The sequence below is a fragment of the Novosphingobium sp. BF6 genome, assembly GCF_058273105.1.
The window spans coordinates 56,423-72,346 of sequence record NZ_CM177775.1 but is presented as its reverse complement, the minus strand read 5'-3'; the positions used below and the strand labels follow the sequence as shown (position 1 = coordinate 72,346).

The window sequence follows — 15,924 nt, the reverse complement described above, 5'->3', positions numbered from 1 at the left end:
CGCTCGTCCTATCGGATCATTGCGCGGGGCGGCAACGATTTTTCGTGCCTGTTGGAGGTGTAAGGTGACGGTTTGGTTGACACGGTTTACACGGTCCAGAGGAAGAAAAAGTGTCGCCTTGTTGTGGGAGTGTCACCTTGTGATGGGCTGTGGGGGAGGGCGGTGTGAGGCATGGGGAAGAGAATAGCGTGCGGGGTGATTGTAGGAAAGCGGACTTTCCGGTTGCGCCGACATGGCGAACTTCAGGCCAGTCGTTTCATCAAGCCATGAGAAAAATAGCCTATATGCTTGTGGGGCAGTTCTAACTTCGCCCTCGACAAGAGAGATAGGCCTTCATTGTCTAATTCCCCCACGGCGCTTTCAGGAAAACCGGCGAAATGCGCGTCTTCGTATTTTCGAAGCCATTCAACAACGTCCGAAGCCAGTTGAGCCGACAAGCCAATCGCATGGGGAAGAAGATAGCCTCCTTCCGCCGCGTTGCGAATGCCAGTGCCGGATAGATTGCCGTCGATTAGGAAGTCTGTGCTCATTTCTTCAGTATAGCGTGTCGGAAGGAACCGCAGCAACGTCCGCTTCCCCCGACATTCCCGTCGTCCCCGCGTAGGCGGGGATCCCGCTTGTCTTGCGGTTTGGCGCGGAAGTTGAAGAAGAAAGCGGGGTCCCCGCCTGCGCGGGGATGACGATAGGGTTTCGCTTCGGGTGTTTCCGGGAAGTCGGGGGGCGGAAACGGATTCGCACGGAGGCGCCAAAGGGAGATAGCCTCCGCGCGAAACGTCAGTCCGCGTCGTCCTCCAGCGCATGCATGTCATCGTCCGACAGGCCAAAGTGGTGGCCGACCTCGTGGACCACGACATGGGTGACGAGGTCCTCCAGCGTCACGTCCGTCTCGCACCATTCGGCAAGCAGGGGCTGGCGGTAGAGGGTGATGCGCGGACGGAATTCGCCCGCCACCCAGACCGATTCCTCGTCGAGCGGGCGGCCGTGGTAGAGGCCGGTCAGTTCCCAGGCGTCCTCCAGGCCGACCGCGTGCAGGGTCTCCGCGTCGGCGAATTCCTCGACGTGGACGGTCACCCCGGCGAGGTGCTGCGCGAAAGGTTCGGGAATGCGCGCGAAGGCGGCGTGGGCGAGGGCCTCGAACACGTCCGGGCCGGGGGCATTGCCGAAACGGGTCATATCGCGGTTACTCCTGCGGTGCTTCCGGGGCGACGATGCGCGCGATCCCGGCGGCGGTGGAGGGGTGGTAGGTGGGCTTGGCCTCGGCGAAGAAGTCCCGCGCCTTGCCGGTGCCCCAGTCGCCCTGCTTCATCAGCCCCTTGTAGAGCGGATAGACCAGCAGTCCGCGCCCGATCCGCGAGAGATAGGTGCGCAAGTAGGGCACCGCCGGATCGTAGCGGTTGGCGATGGCGAGTTCGAACCAGGCCGACTGGATATAGGCATTGCTCGAGGCCGAGAGCCCCAGCGCCGTGTCCAGTTCCTTGAGGCGCGCGGGCGTCTGCTGCCGATCGATGCCGTTGAGGAAGCGCAGCCATTCCTGCGTGGTCCAGCCCTGCGGCTGCACCGCGCTGGCCGGGCCGCCCGCATTGAAGGCCGCCAGTTTGGTATCGACTTTCGCCAGCGTTGCACTGTGGACGCGAACGGCATTGTCGGGCAGCCCCGCGCCGTAGGACCAGCGGTCCAACTGGAGTTTCAGTTCGAGATCGGGCTGGCCCTTGAGCAGGCGCTCGCGCAGGTCGCTAAGGAATCCGGCGGTGGTCTGGGGCTGGAAGGCGTGGCGGTCGAAGTAGGAGGTGAGGTAGGCGTCCCACTTGTCGCGGCCCACGGTATATTCGATCATGCGCAGGAAGTTGGAGCCCTTGGTATAGTCCACCTCGCCCGCGCCCGGTTCGCCGTTGAGGCGGGTGGCGGCGCCGGTCTGGCCGCCGCCTGCGGCGATCTCGCGCTGGAGCACGTCCCAGTCGAGATCGGCATATGTCGCGGCCTGCTCCTTGCCGTAGAGCGATTCCATGATGCGGTTTTCGAAATAGGTGGTGAAGCCCTCGTTCAGCCACGAATCCGACCAGGTGGCATTGGTGACGAGGTTGCCCGACCACGAATGCGCCAGTTCATGCGCGACGACATCGGTGTTCGAGCGGTCGCCGGTGACGATGGTCGGCGTCAGGAAGGTCAGCATGGGATTTTCCATGCCGCCGTAAGGGAAGGCGGGCGGCAGCACGAGCATGTCGTAGCGGCCCCAGCGATAGGGGCCGTAGAGCTTGCTGGCGGCGTCGATCATCTTTTCGACATCGACGAATTCCTTCGCCGCCTTGTCCAGCATCGGCGCCTCGGTCCAGACGCCGGAGCGGGGGCCGAGCGACTTGAACTTCAGGTCTCCCACCGCGAAGGCGATCAGATAGGGCGGCACCGGCTTGTCCATGCGGAAACGGAATTGGCGGCGGCCGTCGGGCAGGGCCTCGCCCTTGTCGCCGGAGAGCTTTTCGGCGCTCATCACCGCGACCATGTCGCCCGGTACGCGCAGGGTGGCTTCCCAGGTCTGGCGGATGCCCGGGCTGTCCTGCGTCGGCACCCACGAACGGTTGAGGATCGCCTGGCCCTGGCTGAACAGGAAGGGCTTCTTCTTGCCGAACGTCATTTCCGGCGGCAGCCATTGCAGCGCGGTGGCGCCGGGCTTTGAACGGTAGGCGATCCTGATCTTGGTCGCGCCTGCGAGGTCGACGGTGAGGGCCGAGCCGATATCGGCGTTCGCGGTGTCCTTGGGGCCGAGCGTCCACTGGAGCGGCTTGCCCGCGGCGTCGGTGACGGCCGAGATGTCCATGTCGTTGACGTCGAGCACGACTTGCGTGGCCCCCGGCGCGGCGAGGATGTCGAGCAGGGCGCTGCCGGACAGGGTCTTGCCGGTGAAATCGACATCGAGGTCGAGCGACACATGGGTCACGCGGGCGACTTGCGGCTGGGCGTGGGTCCAGACGTCCTTCGCATCGGGCGTGGTCAGGATCGGGGCTGGTGCCGTCTGGGCGAAAGCGGGGGCGGTGGTTCCGGCGAGCAGCGCGGCGGCAAGAAGTATACGCATGGCCGCGACTTATGGTCGCGGCCATGGCCGGGTGCAAGAGTGCCTAAAGGCCCGAGACCTGGACGTCGAACTTTCGCGTCCCGCCCGCGCGGGCCACGGCGGCCTGCACGTCGGCGCGCTGCTTCAGGGCGGCGAGGCCTGCGGCGAAGGGCATGGGCGGCAGGTTCGCGGGCGGCGGTGCATAGTCGCTGAGCTGCGCGAGGGCATCGACCCGGCGATCGGGATCGCCCAGGCGCGCGATCATCGAGGCGGCGGCGGCGTCCACCCGGTTCAGGCAGATCTGCAGGTCGGTGACGGCCTCGGCGTGATCCTCGGCATGGGCCTCCGCATAGGCGAGGTCGGCCTCGGCGAGGTCGGTCTGGCCGGCGCCTTGCGCCGCGCAGCCGTGGGCGAGGCGGTACTCCATGGTGCCGTAGGGGCTGGCACTCGTGTCGATGGTCGCGCCGAGCGGGGCGAGGGTTTCCAGCGCCGCATCGTGGTGGCCGAAGCGGCTTTGCAGATAGGCGAGGTTGATGGTCTGGCTGACATTGACCCTGCCGCTCTCGCCAGAGGCGATGGCCTGCCGGTAGGCGGCGACCCCGTCCTCGTAGCGGCCGAGCTGTTCGTAGGTGCGGGCGAGGCCGTCCCACCACCAGTTGAGCTGGCTGTCGCGGTCGGAGAACTGCTTTTCGAGCACGCCGTAGGGGCGGGCGGCTTCGAGCGTGACGCGCGCCTTGTCCGCCTCGCCGATCGCGCGCTGGGCGGTGGCGAGCTGGATCGGAAGGGTAAGCAGGCCGGGGCGGAGAATGCTGCGGCGTTCGAGGTCGGCGATCTCTCGCTGGTAAGCGGCACGCAGGTCGAAAGTCTCGGGCAGCAGGCTGCGCAAGGCCGGGTCCAGGCTGATATCGCGCAGCAGGCGCGCGTTGCCGATCGCGGCGATCTGGGCGGAAGCCCCGGCATCGTCGCCCGAGTCCTTGAGCACGCGGGCATAGGCGCGGCGAATGCCTTCGAAGCGGGGATCGTCCTGCGCGCGGGGCGAGGCGGAGAGCAGCGCCAGATAGCGGCGATAGGCCGGGTTGGCCTGATCGCCCGCGAACTTGCGGCCCAGCGCCATCAGCCAGTCGGTCTGGATCGGGTCGATCCCGTCCGGCAGGTCCTTCTGCATGGTTTCGAGCGTGGCGACCGCATCGGCGGGCCTGCCGCCGTCGAGTTCCAGGCCGAAGCGCAGGCTCCAGGCGACGCCCGGTGCGCCGGTGATCGCGGTCATCTCGCGGGCATGGAGCAGGGCCGGTTCGATCCGGTCACCGCGCGCCTCGCACAAAGTGGCGATCATCAGGAAGGGCACGCGTACGCGGTCTTCCAGCGTCGCGAAGGCCTTGTCGGCAACGACCGGAGAGACCTGCCTGAGCGCGCCTTCGCAATTGTCGGTGGCCATGTAGGTCTGCGCCTGCGGCAGCGCGGCGGCGGCCGTCTCGCCGATATCCTTGCGCGCCAGTGCGGCCTGCGGCACGGCGGCCAGGGCCAGTGCGGCGAGAAGAGTCGCGCGGAGCCGGGCCGCGCGTGCGAAGTTCGTCATGATATTCCCCGTTGCCTTGGGGGAGACGCTAAGGCAGCGGGTCGGGCTTGTCAGCGGTGCTGGGCGTGAAAAACGCCGTCATGCTGGGGACGACCGTGTGAATTTCACAGCTTTTTGAGCACGCCGGTCACGGGAATGGCGATGCTGGCACCGCCGGTGACCGCCTCGCCGTCGAAGCTGGCCTGGGTGCCGTCTTCCGCTGCGACGTTCACGGTGCCGCCGGATTGGGTGAAAGTAAGCGTGCCGCCGCCGAGCGTCGGGATGGCCACTTTGCCGTCCCTGTTGGCCTTGATCGCAGCCAGGATGTCCTGCGGGGTCATGTAGCCGGTCAGCATGTGGTCCTTGATGAGCGCGGCCAGCGCGGCGTGGTCGTCCGCCTCGGTCAGCTGCTTCGCCGGATCGCCGAGCTGCGCGAAAGCGGCGTCCTCCGGCGCGATCAGGGTGTAGCTGGCATTGTCGCGGAACACGCCCTCGATGCCGGTTTCCTTGAGCGCCTCGGCCACGGTCTGGAGGCCGGAGGCATTGTCGAGCGCCTGCGGCAGGGTCTCGGACGCGGCCGGGGTGGCGGTTTCGGTTTGCCCTCCCGAACTGTCCTTGTCCGAACAGGCGCCGAGCGAGAGGCCGAGGGTCGCCAGAAGCGTGAGAGCGAGATGGTCCTTGCGCATGTGTCCTCACTGGCCCTTTCAGGAGAGCAGTTCGATGGCCGCCCGCACGCGGCGGGAAGCGGGGTCGAGCTGATAGATGTAGCCGTCGCTGTAGCGGTAGAGCGCGTCCGGCCCGTCGCGGTACTGGTCGCGCCAGGCGGCGGGGAGGTTGTAGACGTCATGGCCTGGCGGCATGGTCTGGCCGATCCGGATCGGGGCGCCGAGCAGGATTGCAGCCACCCCGGAGATCGCGCTGCCATCGGGCTTCATCCGGTAGATTGTCCTGTCGTAATAGCGCCAGGCGCCCTCGCCGCCGAGACCGTAGTAGCGGGTGTAGTAGCCGGGCAGGGCGACCGGCTTGTAGGCGCCGGGCCAGGCCTGCCCCACCGCCAGCCCGCCGCCGAGCAGCGGCAGGTAGCCGACCACGCCGTTGCCGCTTTCCGTCCCGCTTCCGGCAGGGGGGGGCGCTGCACCGAGGCGCAGCAGGTAGCCGCCCTCGAAGCGAGCCTGGGTGTCGTCGGCCCAGGCGGGGGAGAACCAGCCGGGATCGTGCCAGGCCTTTTCCGGCGGATGGGTGCGCGGCGGCAGGGCGCAGCCGGGATATTTCCCCGCGATCGCGGCGGGGCAGCCGGTGAAGGTCGGAGCAGCAGCGGGCGGGTTCCAGGCGATGTCCTGCTCGCGGGTGAGCACATGCACGCGGTCGCTGGTGGGCACGCGGAACTCGCGACCGCCCGAATCCTTGAATGTGGTTACGGCTGCGTCTTCGCGGGCCTTTTCCTGCTGGCGCTGCTCGCGCGCGGCAGTGACGCGGTTTTGCGCTTTGGCCTGCTCGGATTGTTGCGCGCCGGATTGCTCGGCCGCCGCGATGCCGATCGCCAGCGGGGCGATCAGGGTCAGGCCGGTCATCCCGGCGAGAAATGTCCACGTTCTCGGCATCGCTGCTTCTCCTTCGAGGGGCGCAACGCGGCGGGACGATAGCCGTTCCCGCGCAATTTGTCGCCAGGCGTCGCAGCGGGCCGTCGCGCGTTAAGAGCATGTTAGCCAACGAAAAGGGCGCCCGGATTGCTCCGGGCGCCCCACTCGGCGAACTGATGCTCCTTCCCCGAAAGGAAGGAAGCGCGATCAGGCGCTGTAGTACATGTCGAACTCGACGGCCGACGGCGTGGTTTCCCAACGCAGCACTTCCGGCCACTTCAGTTCGAGGTAGGATTCGATCTGGTCCACGGTGAACACGCCGCCTTCGAGAAGGAAGGCATGGTCGGCCTGGAGCGAATCGAGCGCTTCACGCAGCGAACCACAGACGGTCGGCACTTCGGCGAGTTCGGCCGGCGGCAGATCGTAGAGGTTCTTGTCCATGGCTTCGCCCGGGTGGATCTTGTTCTTGATCCCGTCGAGACCGGCCATGAGCAGCGCGGCGTAGCAGAGGTAGGGATTGGCCATCGCGTCGGGGAAGCGGAATTCCACGCGCTTCGCCTTGTCGCCCGCACCGTAGGGGATGCGGCACGAGGCCGAGCGGTTGCGGGCCGAGTAGGCCAGCAGAACCGGGGCTTCGTAGCCCGGCACCAGGCGCTTGTAGCTGTTGGTGGTCGGGTTGGTGAAGGCGTTCAGGGCCTTGGCGTGCTTGATGACGCCGCCGATGAAGTACAGGCACATGTCGGAAAGACCGGCATAGCCGTTACCGGCGAACAGCGGATTGCCCTTGTCCCAGATCGAGATGTGGGTGTGCATGCCCGAGCCGTTGTCCTTCATGATCGGCTTCGGCATGAACGTGGCGGTCTTGCCATAGGCCTGCGCGACCATGTGCACGACGTACTTGTAGATCTGCATGCGGTCGGCGGTCTGGACCAGCGTGCCGAAGGTCAGGCCGAGTTCGTGCTGGGCAGCGGCCACTTCGTGGTGGTGCTTGTCGCAGGGCAGGCCCATTTCGAGCATGGTGGTGACCATCTCGCCGCGGATGTCGACGGCCGAGTCGACCGGCGCGACCGGGAAGTAGCCGCCCTTGGCGCGCGGACGGTGGGCGAGGTTGCCGGTGTCGTAGTCGCGGTTCGAGTTGCCGGGCAGCTCGATGTCGTCGATCTTGAAGCCGTTGCCTTCGTAGCCGTCGTAGAACTTCACGTCGTCGAACATGAAGAATTCGGCTTCGGGGCCGACGTAGACGGTGTCGCCGAAACCGGCCGACTTGACGAAGGACTCGGCGCGCTTCGCGGTCGAGCGCGGGTCGCGGGCGTAGAGGTCGCCGGTCGAGGGTTCCACGATGTCGCAGAACAGGATGAGCATCGGGGTGGCCGAGAACGGATCGACGTAGACGGCGTCAAGGTCGGGCTTGAGGATCATGTCCGACTCGTTGATGGCCTTCCAGCCCTCGATCGACGAACCGTCGAACATCAGGCCGTCTTCCAGCTCGTCCTCGCCGAGGATCGAAGCGACCATGGTGAGGTGCTGCCACTTGCCCTTGGGGTCGGTGAAACGCAGGTCAACCCACTCGATCTCTTCGTCCTTGATGCGCTTGAGGACGTCCTTTGCACTCGCCATTAGAGTAGTCTCCAGTGATGCTCTTCCGATCCCGAAAGAGACTTTGATGTTGCATTGACCACGGGACGTTTCGGGCTTTCTCGCCGTTTCTTCCCGATCCGGCCGCAGCCGGGCAATCTATTTCCGACGTGGGCCGATTTCCGGCGCAGGCCGGATGGATATTACAGAGCGTCGTCGTCGCGCTCGCCGGTGCGGATGCGCACGGCGGTCTCGATGGGAACGACGAAGATCTTGCCGTCACCGATGCGGCCGGTCTGCGCGGCGTCGGCAATGGCTTCGACCACGCGTTCGGCCAGAGCGTCGGGAACGACCACTTCGAGTTTCACCTTGGGCAGGAAGTCGACGACGTATTCGGCGCCGCGATAGAGCTCGGTATGGCCCTTCTGGCGGCCGAAGCCCTTGGCTTCGGTGACGGTGATGCCGGAGACGCCAACTTCGTGCAGTGCTTCCTTCACTTCGTCCAGCTTGAACGGCTTGATGATAGCTTCGATCTTTTTCACGCCAGTGTTGACCCCTGCATGGTCCCGGATTTTTTCCGAAGACAATTCCGGTCCGGGAACCAGATGCCTCGCGCGCGATTCCTATCAAGAATCGTGCCAGTGCGGATGGCCCCCTCGTAGGCCAAGTGTGCAGCCGCGAAAAGACGGTAATCGTCGCTTTCGACAGGGTGAACGCACTGAGTCATGCGGGCGACACCCCAATTGGCGACATTATGTGTTCAAGATTCGGGCACGCCCTGCCTTAAAATTGTGCAGGTGGATGCGGAGGGACTCTTGGAACCTAACTCCCTAACCTCATCATTGCGAGCGAAGCGAAGCAATCCACGGCGGCTCTGCGAAACTCTGGATTGCTTCGCTTCGCTTGCAATGACGAAGAGGCGGCAGAATCGGGTCGCCGTAAGCTAACGCAAGAAGGCGCCGGAAACCGCCTGGTCTCCGGCGCCTTCTTTGCGCTGACGAAATGTCGCTGCTGTTACAGCCGCAGGCCGGCGGTCTCGGGGAGACCGGCCATGAGGTTGAGATTCTGCACCGCCGCGCCGCTGGCGCCCTTGCCGAGGTTGTCGAGCATGGCGACCATGCGCGCCTGCGAACCGTCCTTCGCGCCGAGCACCCGCAGGGTCAGCGTATCGACCGGCGCCATCGAAGCGCGCAGCAGCAGTTCGTCGGGCTGGTCGTCGACCACGGTGACGATCTCGCTGCCCGCATAGAATGCGGCGAGCGCGGCGCGCAGCGCGGCCGGATCACCCGCCTGCGGCATCATCGAGAGGTGCAGCGGCACTTCCACCAGCATGCCGCGATGCGCGGGGACCACGGCGGGGGCGAAGATCGGGGCATGGGTCAGGCCGACATGGGCGGTCATTTCCGGCACATGCTTGTGGCCGAGGGCCAGGCCATAGGCGCGGAAGGCGATGTCGCGGTCTTCCTCGAAGTGCGCGATCAAGGCCTTGCCGCCGCCCGAATAGCCCGAGACGGCGTGGCAGACGTAAGGCCAGTCGGCGGGCAGCAGGCCAGCCTTCACCAGCGGCGCGACGAGGGCGATGAAGCCGGTCGGGTAGCAGCCGGGATTGCTGACGAAGCGCGCAGCGGCGACCTTTTCACGGCCCACGACTTCGGGGAAGCCGTAAGTCCAGTCCGGCGCAACGCGGTGTGCCGAGGAGGCGTCGATCACGCGGGTGGTCTGGTTGCGGATCATGCCGACGGCGGCCTTGGCGGCATCGTCGGGCAGGCAGAGGATCACGAAGTCCGCCGCGTTCAGGGCTTCGGCGCGGGCGGCGTCGTCCTTGCGGCGGGCATCGTCGAGGACGATCAGCTCGAACTCGGCGCGGCCCGCGAGCCGTTCGGCGATTTCCAGGCCGGTGGTCCCGGCGGCGCCGTCGATGAAGACCGTCTTCGTCATCAGGCCTCAGCCTCCAGAGTGTCGAGCAGGGCATAGCCGACCTGGCCGTCTTCGCCGAGCTGGCCCCAGGCCCAGTTGCCCGCGATGTCGAGCACGTTGAACGTCTCGCCTGCCGGAAGCTCGCGAATCGCCTCGGCGTCGGCGCGGCTCATCGCGCGCAGCACGGCGCCGGGCATGACCTTGTGCGGCATCGGCACCGCATAGTGCGGCACGAAGTAGAGACCGGCCAGCTTGATATGCGCCAGATCGCCGCGCACGGGAAGGCATCCGGGATCCGCGGTCACGCTCGGTCCGGTCATGGCCAGGAGTCCATCGATCCGGGGAGGGCGGGTATAGGAATCCTCAGTGGCCAACGCGGGTGCTTCTCCAAATGCAAAGATGCGCGCGCTTAGCGGGGGCATGGCCAAGACGCAAGTTCAGCCATGTTCGCCGGTGTAGCGCCGCTGCAACATCCGCCATGCCGCGCGCAGGCCGAGCGCGTCGCCGCCCTTGGGCCGACCGGGCTTGGCGGCGGGGCGCCAGGCGAAGGTATCGAAGTGCGCCCAGTCGAGGCCCTTGGGCACGAAGCGGTCCATGAACAGCGCTGCCGTGCTCGCCCCGGCGAAGCCGCTGGACCCGGCATTGTTGATGTCGGCCACGTCCGACTTCAGGTATTCGCGGTAGCCGTCATAGAGCGGCAGGCGCCAGCAGGGGTCGTCCACCGCGAGACCGGCATCGAGGATGTCCTGCGCGGTCCTGTCCTCGCGGGTGAACAGCGCGGGCAGGTCCGGGCCGACGGCGACGCGGGCGGCGCCGGTCAGGGTGGCGAAGTCGATCAGCAGTTCCGGTTCCTTCTCGCCCGCGCGGGTCAGTGCATCGCCCAGGATCAGGCGGCCTTCGGCATCGGTGTTGCCGATCTCGACGGTGATGCCCGCGCGGCTGCGCAGGACGTCGCCGGGGCGGAAGGAATTGCCCGAGATCGCATTCTCCACTGCCGGGATCACGAGGTGGAGGCGCACCGGCAGCTTCGCGCCCATGATGAGGCGGGCGAGAGCGAGGGCATGAGCGGCGCCGCCCATGTCCTTCTTCATCAGCAGCATGCCCGCGCCGGGCTTGATGTCCAGCCCGCCCGAATCGAAGCAGACGCCCTTGCCGACGACGGCGATCCTTGGATGCCCCGGATCGCCCCATTCCAGTTCGATCAGGCGCGGCGCATGGGCGCGGCCCGCCGCGCGGCCGACCGCGTGGACCATCGGATATTCGCGTTCGAGCATTTCGCCGCGGGTGATCTTCACTTCCGCGCGGAAGGCCTTGGCCAGCGATTCCGCTTCGGATTCGAGCTGGCCCGGACCCATGTCCTCGGCGGGCGTGTTGACCAGATCGCGGACGAGCTCGATCGCCTCGGCCTCGGCGATCACCGCGTCGATCGCCTTGACCTCGGTGGTGAGGAGAATGCGCGGGCCTTCCTCGGGGGGGTCGGAAAGGTAGCGGTCGAAACTGTACTGACCGGCGATCCAGCCGAGGGCGGCCCTTCCGGGTTCTCCGGAAGCACGGCGGTAGGTTCCGGCGGGCAGGACATCGGCCAGCTTCGCCAGGCACCAGGTGGAAAGCGCGGCGGGATCCGCCACGCCCGCAACGACGAACCAGCCGTCGCCCTCGGGCAGGATCGCGTGAGTGCCCGCGCTGCCGGTGAATTTATGCGCTTCGAGCGCGGCGCGCTGGGGAACCGACAGGCCCTTGATGAATTGATCCAGTCCGTCTTTCGCGACGAGGTGGATGGCGACGGCCTTCTGGCCGCGATCGGGCTGAATCAATGCGTTCTTGTCGGTCATGGTTCCATTCTCTAGCCTTGCCGCAAGCATGAGCCGAGAGGGAAAATGATGCGATCTGGTGCCTGGTATCTTGTCTCCATTGCAAGCGCGGCCTTGCTGGTGAGCGGCTGCAAGGGTGAGAAGCCCGCTTCTGCGGCGTCGGAAACCGCCGCGAGCAGGGTGGAGACCGCGAGCGAGGCCGCTACGGAGCCTGCTCCGGAAGCCAGCGAAGTCCCCGTAGGCGGTGGACGCGTGGAAAAGGTAGAGAACGACACTTACGAGTTCAGCTACGCTTATCCCGATGCCGCAGGCGCGATTCCGGGGCTGAAAGCAAACCTCGACAAGCAGCTTGAGGCATCGCGTGCGGGTCTGGTCAGCGACGCGAAGAAGGGGCAGGCCGACGCGAAGGAGAACGACTATCCCTATCACGCCTACAGCTACGGCGAGGAATGGAAGGTCGTTACCAACCTGCCCGGCTGGCTCTCGCTTTCCTCGGAGACCTATACCTATTCGGGCGGTGCGCATGGCATGACCACGTTCGATGCCCTGCTGTGGGACCGCCATGCCGAGACGGCGCGCCGGCCCATCGACCTCTTCACCAGCAAGGAAGCGCTGTCGAAGGCGATCCGGACCTCGTTCTGCGCGGCGCTAGACAGGGAGCGGGTCAAGAAGCGCGGCGGCCCCATCGACAAGAGCGACGAGATGTTCTCCGAATGCATCGATCCGGTCGAGCAGGTGGTGATCCTGGGGTCGACCAACAAGCAGACGTTCGACCGTATCGGCCTGCTGGTGTCGCCGTACAATGCCGGGCCTTATGCCGAGGGCAGCTACGAAGTGACGGTGCCGGTGACCGCCGCGGTCATGGCTGCCTTGAAGCCGCAGTATCGGTCGAGTTTCTCGGTGGGTAAGTAAGAGGTCGTTTGAAAAATGCCCGAGGGGCATTTTTGCGCGGCACCGGCCCACGCCCCAACCCTACCACCCGCAGGATACTACCGTTAGGTGGTAGGGTTGGGGCGTGGGCCGGTGCCGCCAAAATCCGGCTACTCCTGATCTCGCAATTTGCGCACACAATCGTTATGTAGGCTCCATGACCGAATACCAGATCGTCGAACCCGGAAGCGAAACCGTCCTGCGTGACGGCACCATCAAGCTGCACGGCCCCGAAGGCTTCGAGGGCATGCGCAAGGCAGGCCGCCTTGCCGCGATGATCCTCGACGAGATCGCACCGATGGTGCAGCCCGGTGTCACCACCGCCGCCATCGACGACAAGGTTCGCGAACTGACGCTCGACGGCGGCGCGGTGCCTGCCACGCTCGGCTACCGGGGCTATGCGCATTCGTGCTGCATCTCGATCAACCATGTCGTCTGCCACGGCATCCCGTCGGAAAAGACGATCAAGGACGGCGATATCGTCAATATCGACGTGACCCCGCTGCTCGACGGCTGGCACGGCGACACCAGCCGCATGTATCTGGCAGGCGACGTCTCGCTGAAGGCGCGCCGTCTGGTCGATGTGACCTATGAATGCCTGATGATCGGCATCGAGCAGGCCAAGCCCGGCAACCGCGTGGGCGACATCGGCGCGGCGATTCAGGCCTATGCCGAATCGTTCCGCTACGGCGTCGTGCGCGAGTTCTGCGGTCATGGTCTCGGCCGCCTGTTCCATGATGCGCCCGAAGTGGTCCATGCCGGTCGCCCCGGCACCGGGCCGCTGCTGAAGCCCGGCATGTTCATGACGATCGAGCCGATGATCAACCTCGGAAAGCCGCCGGTGAAGCTGCTGGCTGACGGCTGGACGGCGGTGACGCGCGACAAGTCGCTTTCTGCGCAGTTCGAGCACTCGATCGGCATTACCGAGACCGGCTGCGAGATTTTCACGACCAGCCTCAAGGGCCTGCACAAGCCGCCTTACGCCTGATTTTCGCGGGGAGGGCGTTTCTTGCCGCTCCAGCCCCGGTCTAACCGGTGGAATGGATGCTGAACCAAGTTCAGCATGACGGGGTGGCTGGTCGGGATGGTCGCGTCGGAGCGGAGCGTGCAGCGCCGCAGGCCATGCAGCTATTTTCCGCAAGGAGCGCACTGCCGTTGCTGCGCGCGCAAGGCTGACAGTCTTGGGGTGCAGGGGGGCTAAGCTCCCCTGCTTTTCTCTTTCCACCCCTTCAAGCCGCTAGAGCCGCCGAAGGCTTGCTCAGCAGAGCCAGCAGCGAGATACGGTTGAAGAACCACATGCGTTGCAGTTCGAGGCCGCTGTATTTTCTCAGGGTATTGGCGAAAGTATAGGGCGTGTACCAGACGTTGTGGTCGGGGTGGACGCCTTCGAGGAAGGTTTCGGTTTCCGGCACGTAGTCGAAATGCCGGGCGCGGCACTGGAAGGCGTCGGGCACGGAAATGAGGAAGAGGCCCGCGTCCACCGCCTCGATCCGGCCGAGGAAGTCGGAAACGTCGGGGACGTGCTCCATGACTTCGGGGACGAGCACCACGTCGTAGCGATCGGTTACTTGCGCGAAATCGGTGAAGAGCTGCCCTTTCACGAAGGGTCGCAGCTGTTCGAGCGCCTCGCCGTGGGGATCGAGTCCGTCGAGCCGGGCGCAGTGCGCTTCGAGGCGAACGTGGAGGGAGGTGCGCGGATCGGTGATCGGCCAGTCCGCGCAGCCGACGTGGAGCACGCGCTGGTCGGATAGCAAGCTGGCGAAGACATCCATCCGGTCCAGCGAGGCCAGTTCCGATCCCACCGGCACGCGCTGGAGGAAATAGGGCGCGTGGATGCGTTCGAGGGGCGAGCTTGCAGGCGGTTCGGGCGCGGGCGGCGGGGCGGGCGGGGGCGATGGTGTCGAGGGGGCGATCTCGCGCACATCGGCCTTGTGCATGTCGTCGTAAGTCCGCAGCGTCGAGCCCCAGAGCTGGTGTGCATAGACCGGATCGCGGCCTTCGTAGGTGACACCGGTGAAGTGGCGCGGGATGAACGTGTGGCTGGGGTAGATCCGCAGCGGGGTATAGGCGAACTTGCGGTAGCAGTCGGTCAGGCGCTGCGGTCCCACGGTTTTCCACGCCATGCCCTCGATCACCGAAGGGCTGGCGGCGATGTCCTCGACGATCCGCTTCACGAAAGCATTGCCTGCCTCGCAGCCGAAATAACCCGCGGCGATCAGGCCCGGCCGGGCGATCTCGCTTTCCCAGCAGGCGAAGGCCTCGCAGTCCAGCAGGTCATCGTCCAGCGGGCGCAGGCAGATGGAATCGGCATCGAAGACCAGCCCGCCGTGTTCGAGCAGGATTTCCCAGCGCATCATGTCGGCCACGCCGTTGAGTTCGCGCGGCGCCATCGCGGCCATGTGGGGGCCGTTGATCCAGTCGCGCCCTTCCAGTTCGGCATTGCCCCAAAGGCGGAACTCCCAGTCGGGATGGGCATCCTGCCAGGTCCGGATGCAATTGTCGGGGCGGCGGGTTTCGTCGCCGACCCAGATGAAATGGAAGCATTTCGGAATCATCGCGGTGGTTCCCGGTGGACGAGGATCGTCCTTTCCGGGGCTAAGGCGACAGAGTGAAGCAAGTCCGAAAGCGGGCTAGGCATTCGCGCGTAAATGGGCCTGCTCACGGGGGAACGGAGCAGGCCCATCCCCCTCTGGGAGAGGGAGAAGCGATCAGCCGGAGCGGCACGCAAGTGCGGAAGTGTGCCGCTCCGGGCGGGCGACCTCCGGGGGTTTCGAGGTCAGTCCCGCGGGATGATCCAACGGATCGTCCCCAGGTAATTGCCGGCGACCGGCTGGCCGTCGGCATTGGTGGCCGGTTCGAACCGGGCACGCCTGCTGACATATTTGCAGGTGGCCTCGTCGAGGCCGGTAAAGCCGCTCGACGCGACGATGCTGCACTGGCCGACGCGGCCGTTCGCATCGATGTCGAGCCGGAAACGGACGCTGCCCTGGTGTTCGGCGCGCAAGTCGGCGGTGGGATAGTCCTGCGTCGTCACCCAGCCGGAGGCCGCGTTGCGCGGCAGGGCGCCCTTGGGCTGGAACCGGGTCGGAGTCTCGGTTGGCGTTGGGAGGGCGAGCGCCACCCTTTCGGTCTCGAACGCGGTCGGCGTGGCGGTGGGCACGGTCGTCGCGACCTGGACCGGATCGTTCACCGGGATCGGAATGCGCGGTGCGGGCGCGGTCAGCAGCGGCTGGTCCACCGGCTGATCGGGCTGAACTTTGGGTTCGGGCGGCGGCGGCATGGGAATGGGTTCGAGCTTGATCTGCGTGGCTTCGGTATGCTTGGGCGGATCGCTCTTGAACATGGTGACGGCAAAACCGTTGACGAGAGCAAGCACAAGCCCGCCCTGAATCAAGGCCACTATGCCGCCGGTCAGGGCCTTTTGATTGGCGTTGGCCCCGTAGCTTTCTGTGGAATGTCGATCGGCGTAGGACATCGGCAATCCTTTCCCATGGGTACACCGCGTTCTTG

15 protein-coding genes are annotated in these 15,924 nt (G+C 65.9%); 2 read left to right on the top strand and 13 right to left on the bottom strand.

Translation table 11 applies throughout. The features are described from left to right. Window positions 1-242 precede the first annotated feature (242 nt). From AC4D6D_RS00385 to AC4D6D_RS00335, 11 genes are all read right to left on the bottom strand, one after another. On the bottom strand, window positions 243-530 hold the full coding sequence (locus AC4D6D_RS00385) for a hypothetical protein (RefSeq protein ID WP_491326046.1): 288 nt from the start codon (window positions 528-530) through the stop codon (window positions 243-245). 244 nt (window positions 531-774) lie between these two features. Next, complete coding sequence (locus AC4D6D_RS00380; RefSeq protein WP_147220727.1) at window positions 775-1,173, bottom strand: metallopeptidase family protein; 399 nt, start codon at window positions 1,171-1,173, stop codon at window positions 775-777. A 7-nt stretch (window positions 1,174-1,180) separates the two neighbouring features. Then, window positions 1,181-3,067: a M1 family metallopeptidase gene (locus AC4D6D_RS00375; protein WP_491326045.1), complete on the bottom strand. Its 1,887-nt coding sequence runs from the start codon at window positions 3,065-3,067 to the stop codon at window positions 1,181-1,183. A gap of 43 nt (window positions 3,068-3,110) precedes the next feature. Beyond that, on the bottom strand, window positions 3,111-4,622 hold the full coding sequence (locus AC4D6D_RS00370) for a hypothetical protein (protein WP_491326044.1): 1,512 nt from the start codon (window positions 4,620-4,622) through the stop codon (window positions 3,111-3,113). A gap of 104 nt (window positions 4,623-4,726) precedes the next feature. Next, window positions 4,727-5,287, bottom strand: coding sequence for a fasciclin domain-containing protein (locus AC4D6D_RS00365; protein ID WP_491326043.1), 561 nt, complete (start codon window positions 5,285-5,287; stop codon window positions 4,727-4,729). A gap of 18 nt (window positions 5,288-5,305) precedes the next feature. Next, window positions 5,306-6,202, bottom strand: a complete 897-nt coding sequence (locus tag AC4D6D_RS00360; protein ID WP_491326042.1) for a hypothetical protein — start codon at window positions 6,200-6,202, stop codon at window positions 5,306-5,308. Window positions 6,203-6,388: 186 nt separating this feature from the next. Next, window positions 6,389-7,798 carry a type I glutamate--ammonia ligase gene (gene glnA, locus AC4D6D_RS00355; RefSeq protein ID WP_147220732.1) on the bottom strand — a complete coding sequence of 470 codons (1,410 nt, stop codon included), beginning with the start codon at window positions 7,796-7,798 and terminating at the stop codon, window positions 6,389-6,391. Window positions 7,799-7,959: 161 nt separating this feature from the next. Continuing rightward, window positions 7,960-8,298, bottom strand: a complete 339-nt coding sequence (locus AC4D6D_RS00350; RefSeq protein ID WP_021233466.1) for a P-II family nitrogen regulator — start codon at window positions 8,296-8,298, stop codon at window positions 7,960-7,962. Window positions 8,299-8,770: 472 nt separating this feature from the next. Next, window positions 8,771-9,694, bottom strand: coding sequence for an N-acetyl-gamma-glutamyl-phosphate reductase (gene argC / locus AC4D6D_RS00345; protein ID WP_491326041.1), 924 nt, complete (start codon window positions 9,692-9,694; stop codon window positions 8,771-8,773). After that, window positions 9,694-9,993, bottom strand: coding sequence for an SH3 domain-containing protein (locus AC4D6D_RS00340; protein ID WP_491326040.1), 300 nt, complete (start codon window positions 9,991-9,993; stop codon window positions 9,694-9,696). Before AC4D6D_RS00340 ends, argC begins: the two co-directional genes overlap by 1 nt. 117 nt (window positions 9,994-10,110) lie before the next feature. Then, the gene (locus tag AC4D6D_RS00335; RefSeq protein WP_491326039.1) at window positions 10,111-11,505 is read right to left on the bottom strand and encodes a leucyl aminopeptidase family protein; all 1,395 of its coding nucleotides are present in this window, start codon (window positions 11,503-11,505) and stop codon (window positions 10,111-10,113) included. Between the two features lie 45 nt (window positions 11,506-11,550). On the opposite strand from AC4D6D_RS00335, the gene AC4D6D_RS00330 reads away from it, so the two are divergent. Together AC4D6D_RS00330 and map are read left to right on the top strand one after the other, a co-directional pair. After that, window positions 11,551-12,396, top strand: coding sequence for a DUF4163 domain-containing protein (locus AC4D6D_RS00330; protein WP_491326038.1), 846 nt, complete (start codon window positions 11,551-11,553; stop codon window positions 12,394-12,396). 175 nt (window positions 12,397-12,571) lie between these two features. After that, complete coding sequence (map, locus tag AC4D6D_RS00325; RefSeq protein WP_086492333.1) at window positions 12,572-13,402, top strand: type I methionyl aminopeptidase; 831 nt, start codon at window positions 12,572-12,574, stop codon at window positions 13,400-13,402. 241 nt (window positions 13,403-13,643) lie between these two features. On the opposite strand, the gene AC4D6D_RS00320 is transcribed toward map, so the two are convergent. Both AC4D6D_RS00320 and AC4D6D_RS00315 read right to left on the bottom strand, forming a co-directional pair. Then, window positions 13,644-14,969 carry a glycosyltransferase gene (locus AC4D6D_RS00320; protein WP_491326037.1) on the bottom strand — a complete coding sequence of 442 codons (1,326 nt, stop codon included), beginning with the start codon at window positions 14,967-14,969 and terminating at the stop codon, window positions 13,644-13,646. Between the two features lie 221 nt (window positions 14,970-15,190). After that, window positions 15,191-15,889 (bottom strand): energy transducer TonB, encoded by a 699-nt coding sequence (locus AC4D6D_RS00315; protein ID WP_491326036.1) that lies wholly within the window; start codon window positions 15,887-15,889, stop codon window positions 15,191-15,193. Window positions 15,890-15,924: the final 35 nt, after the last annotated feature.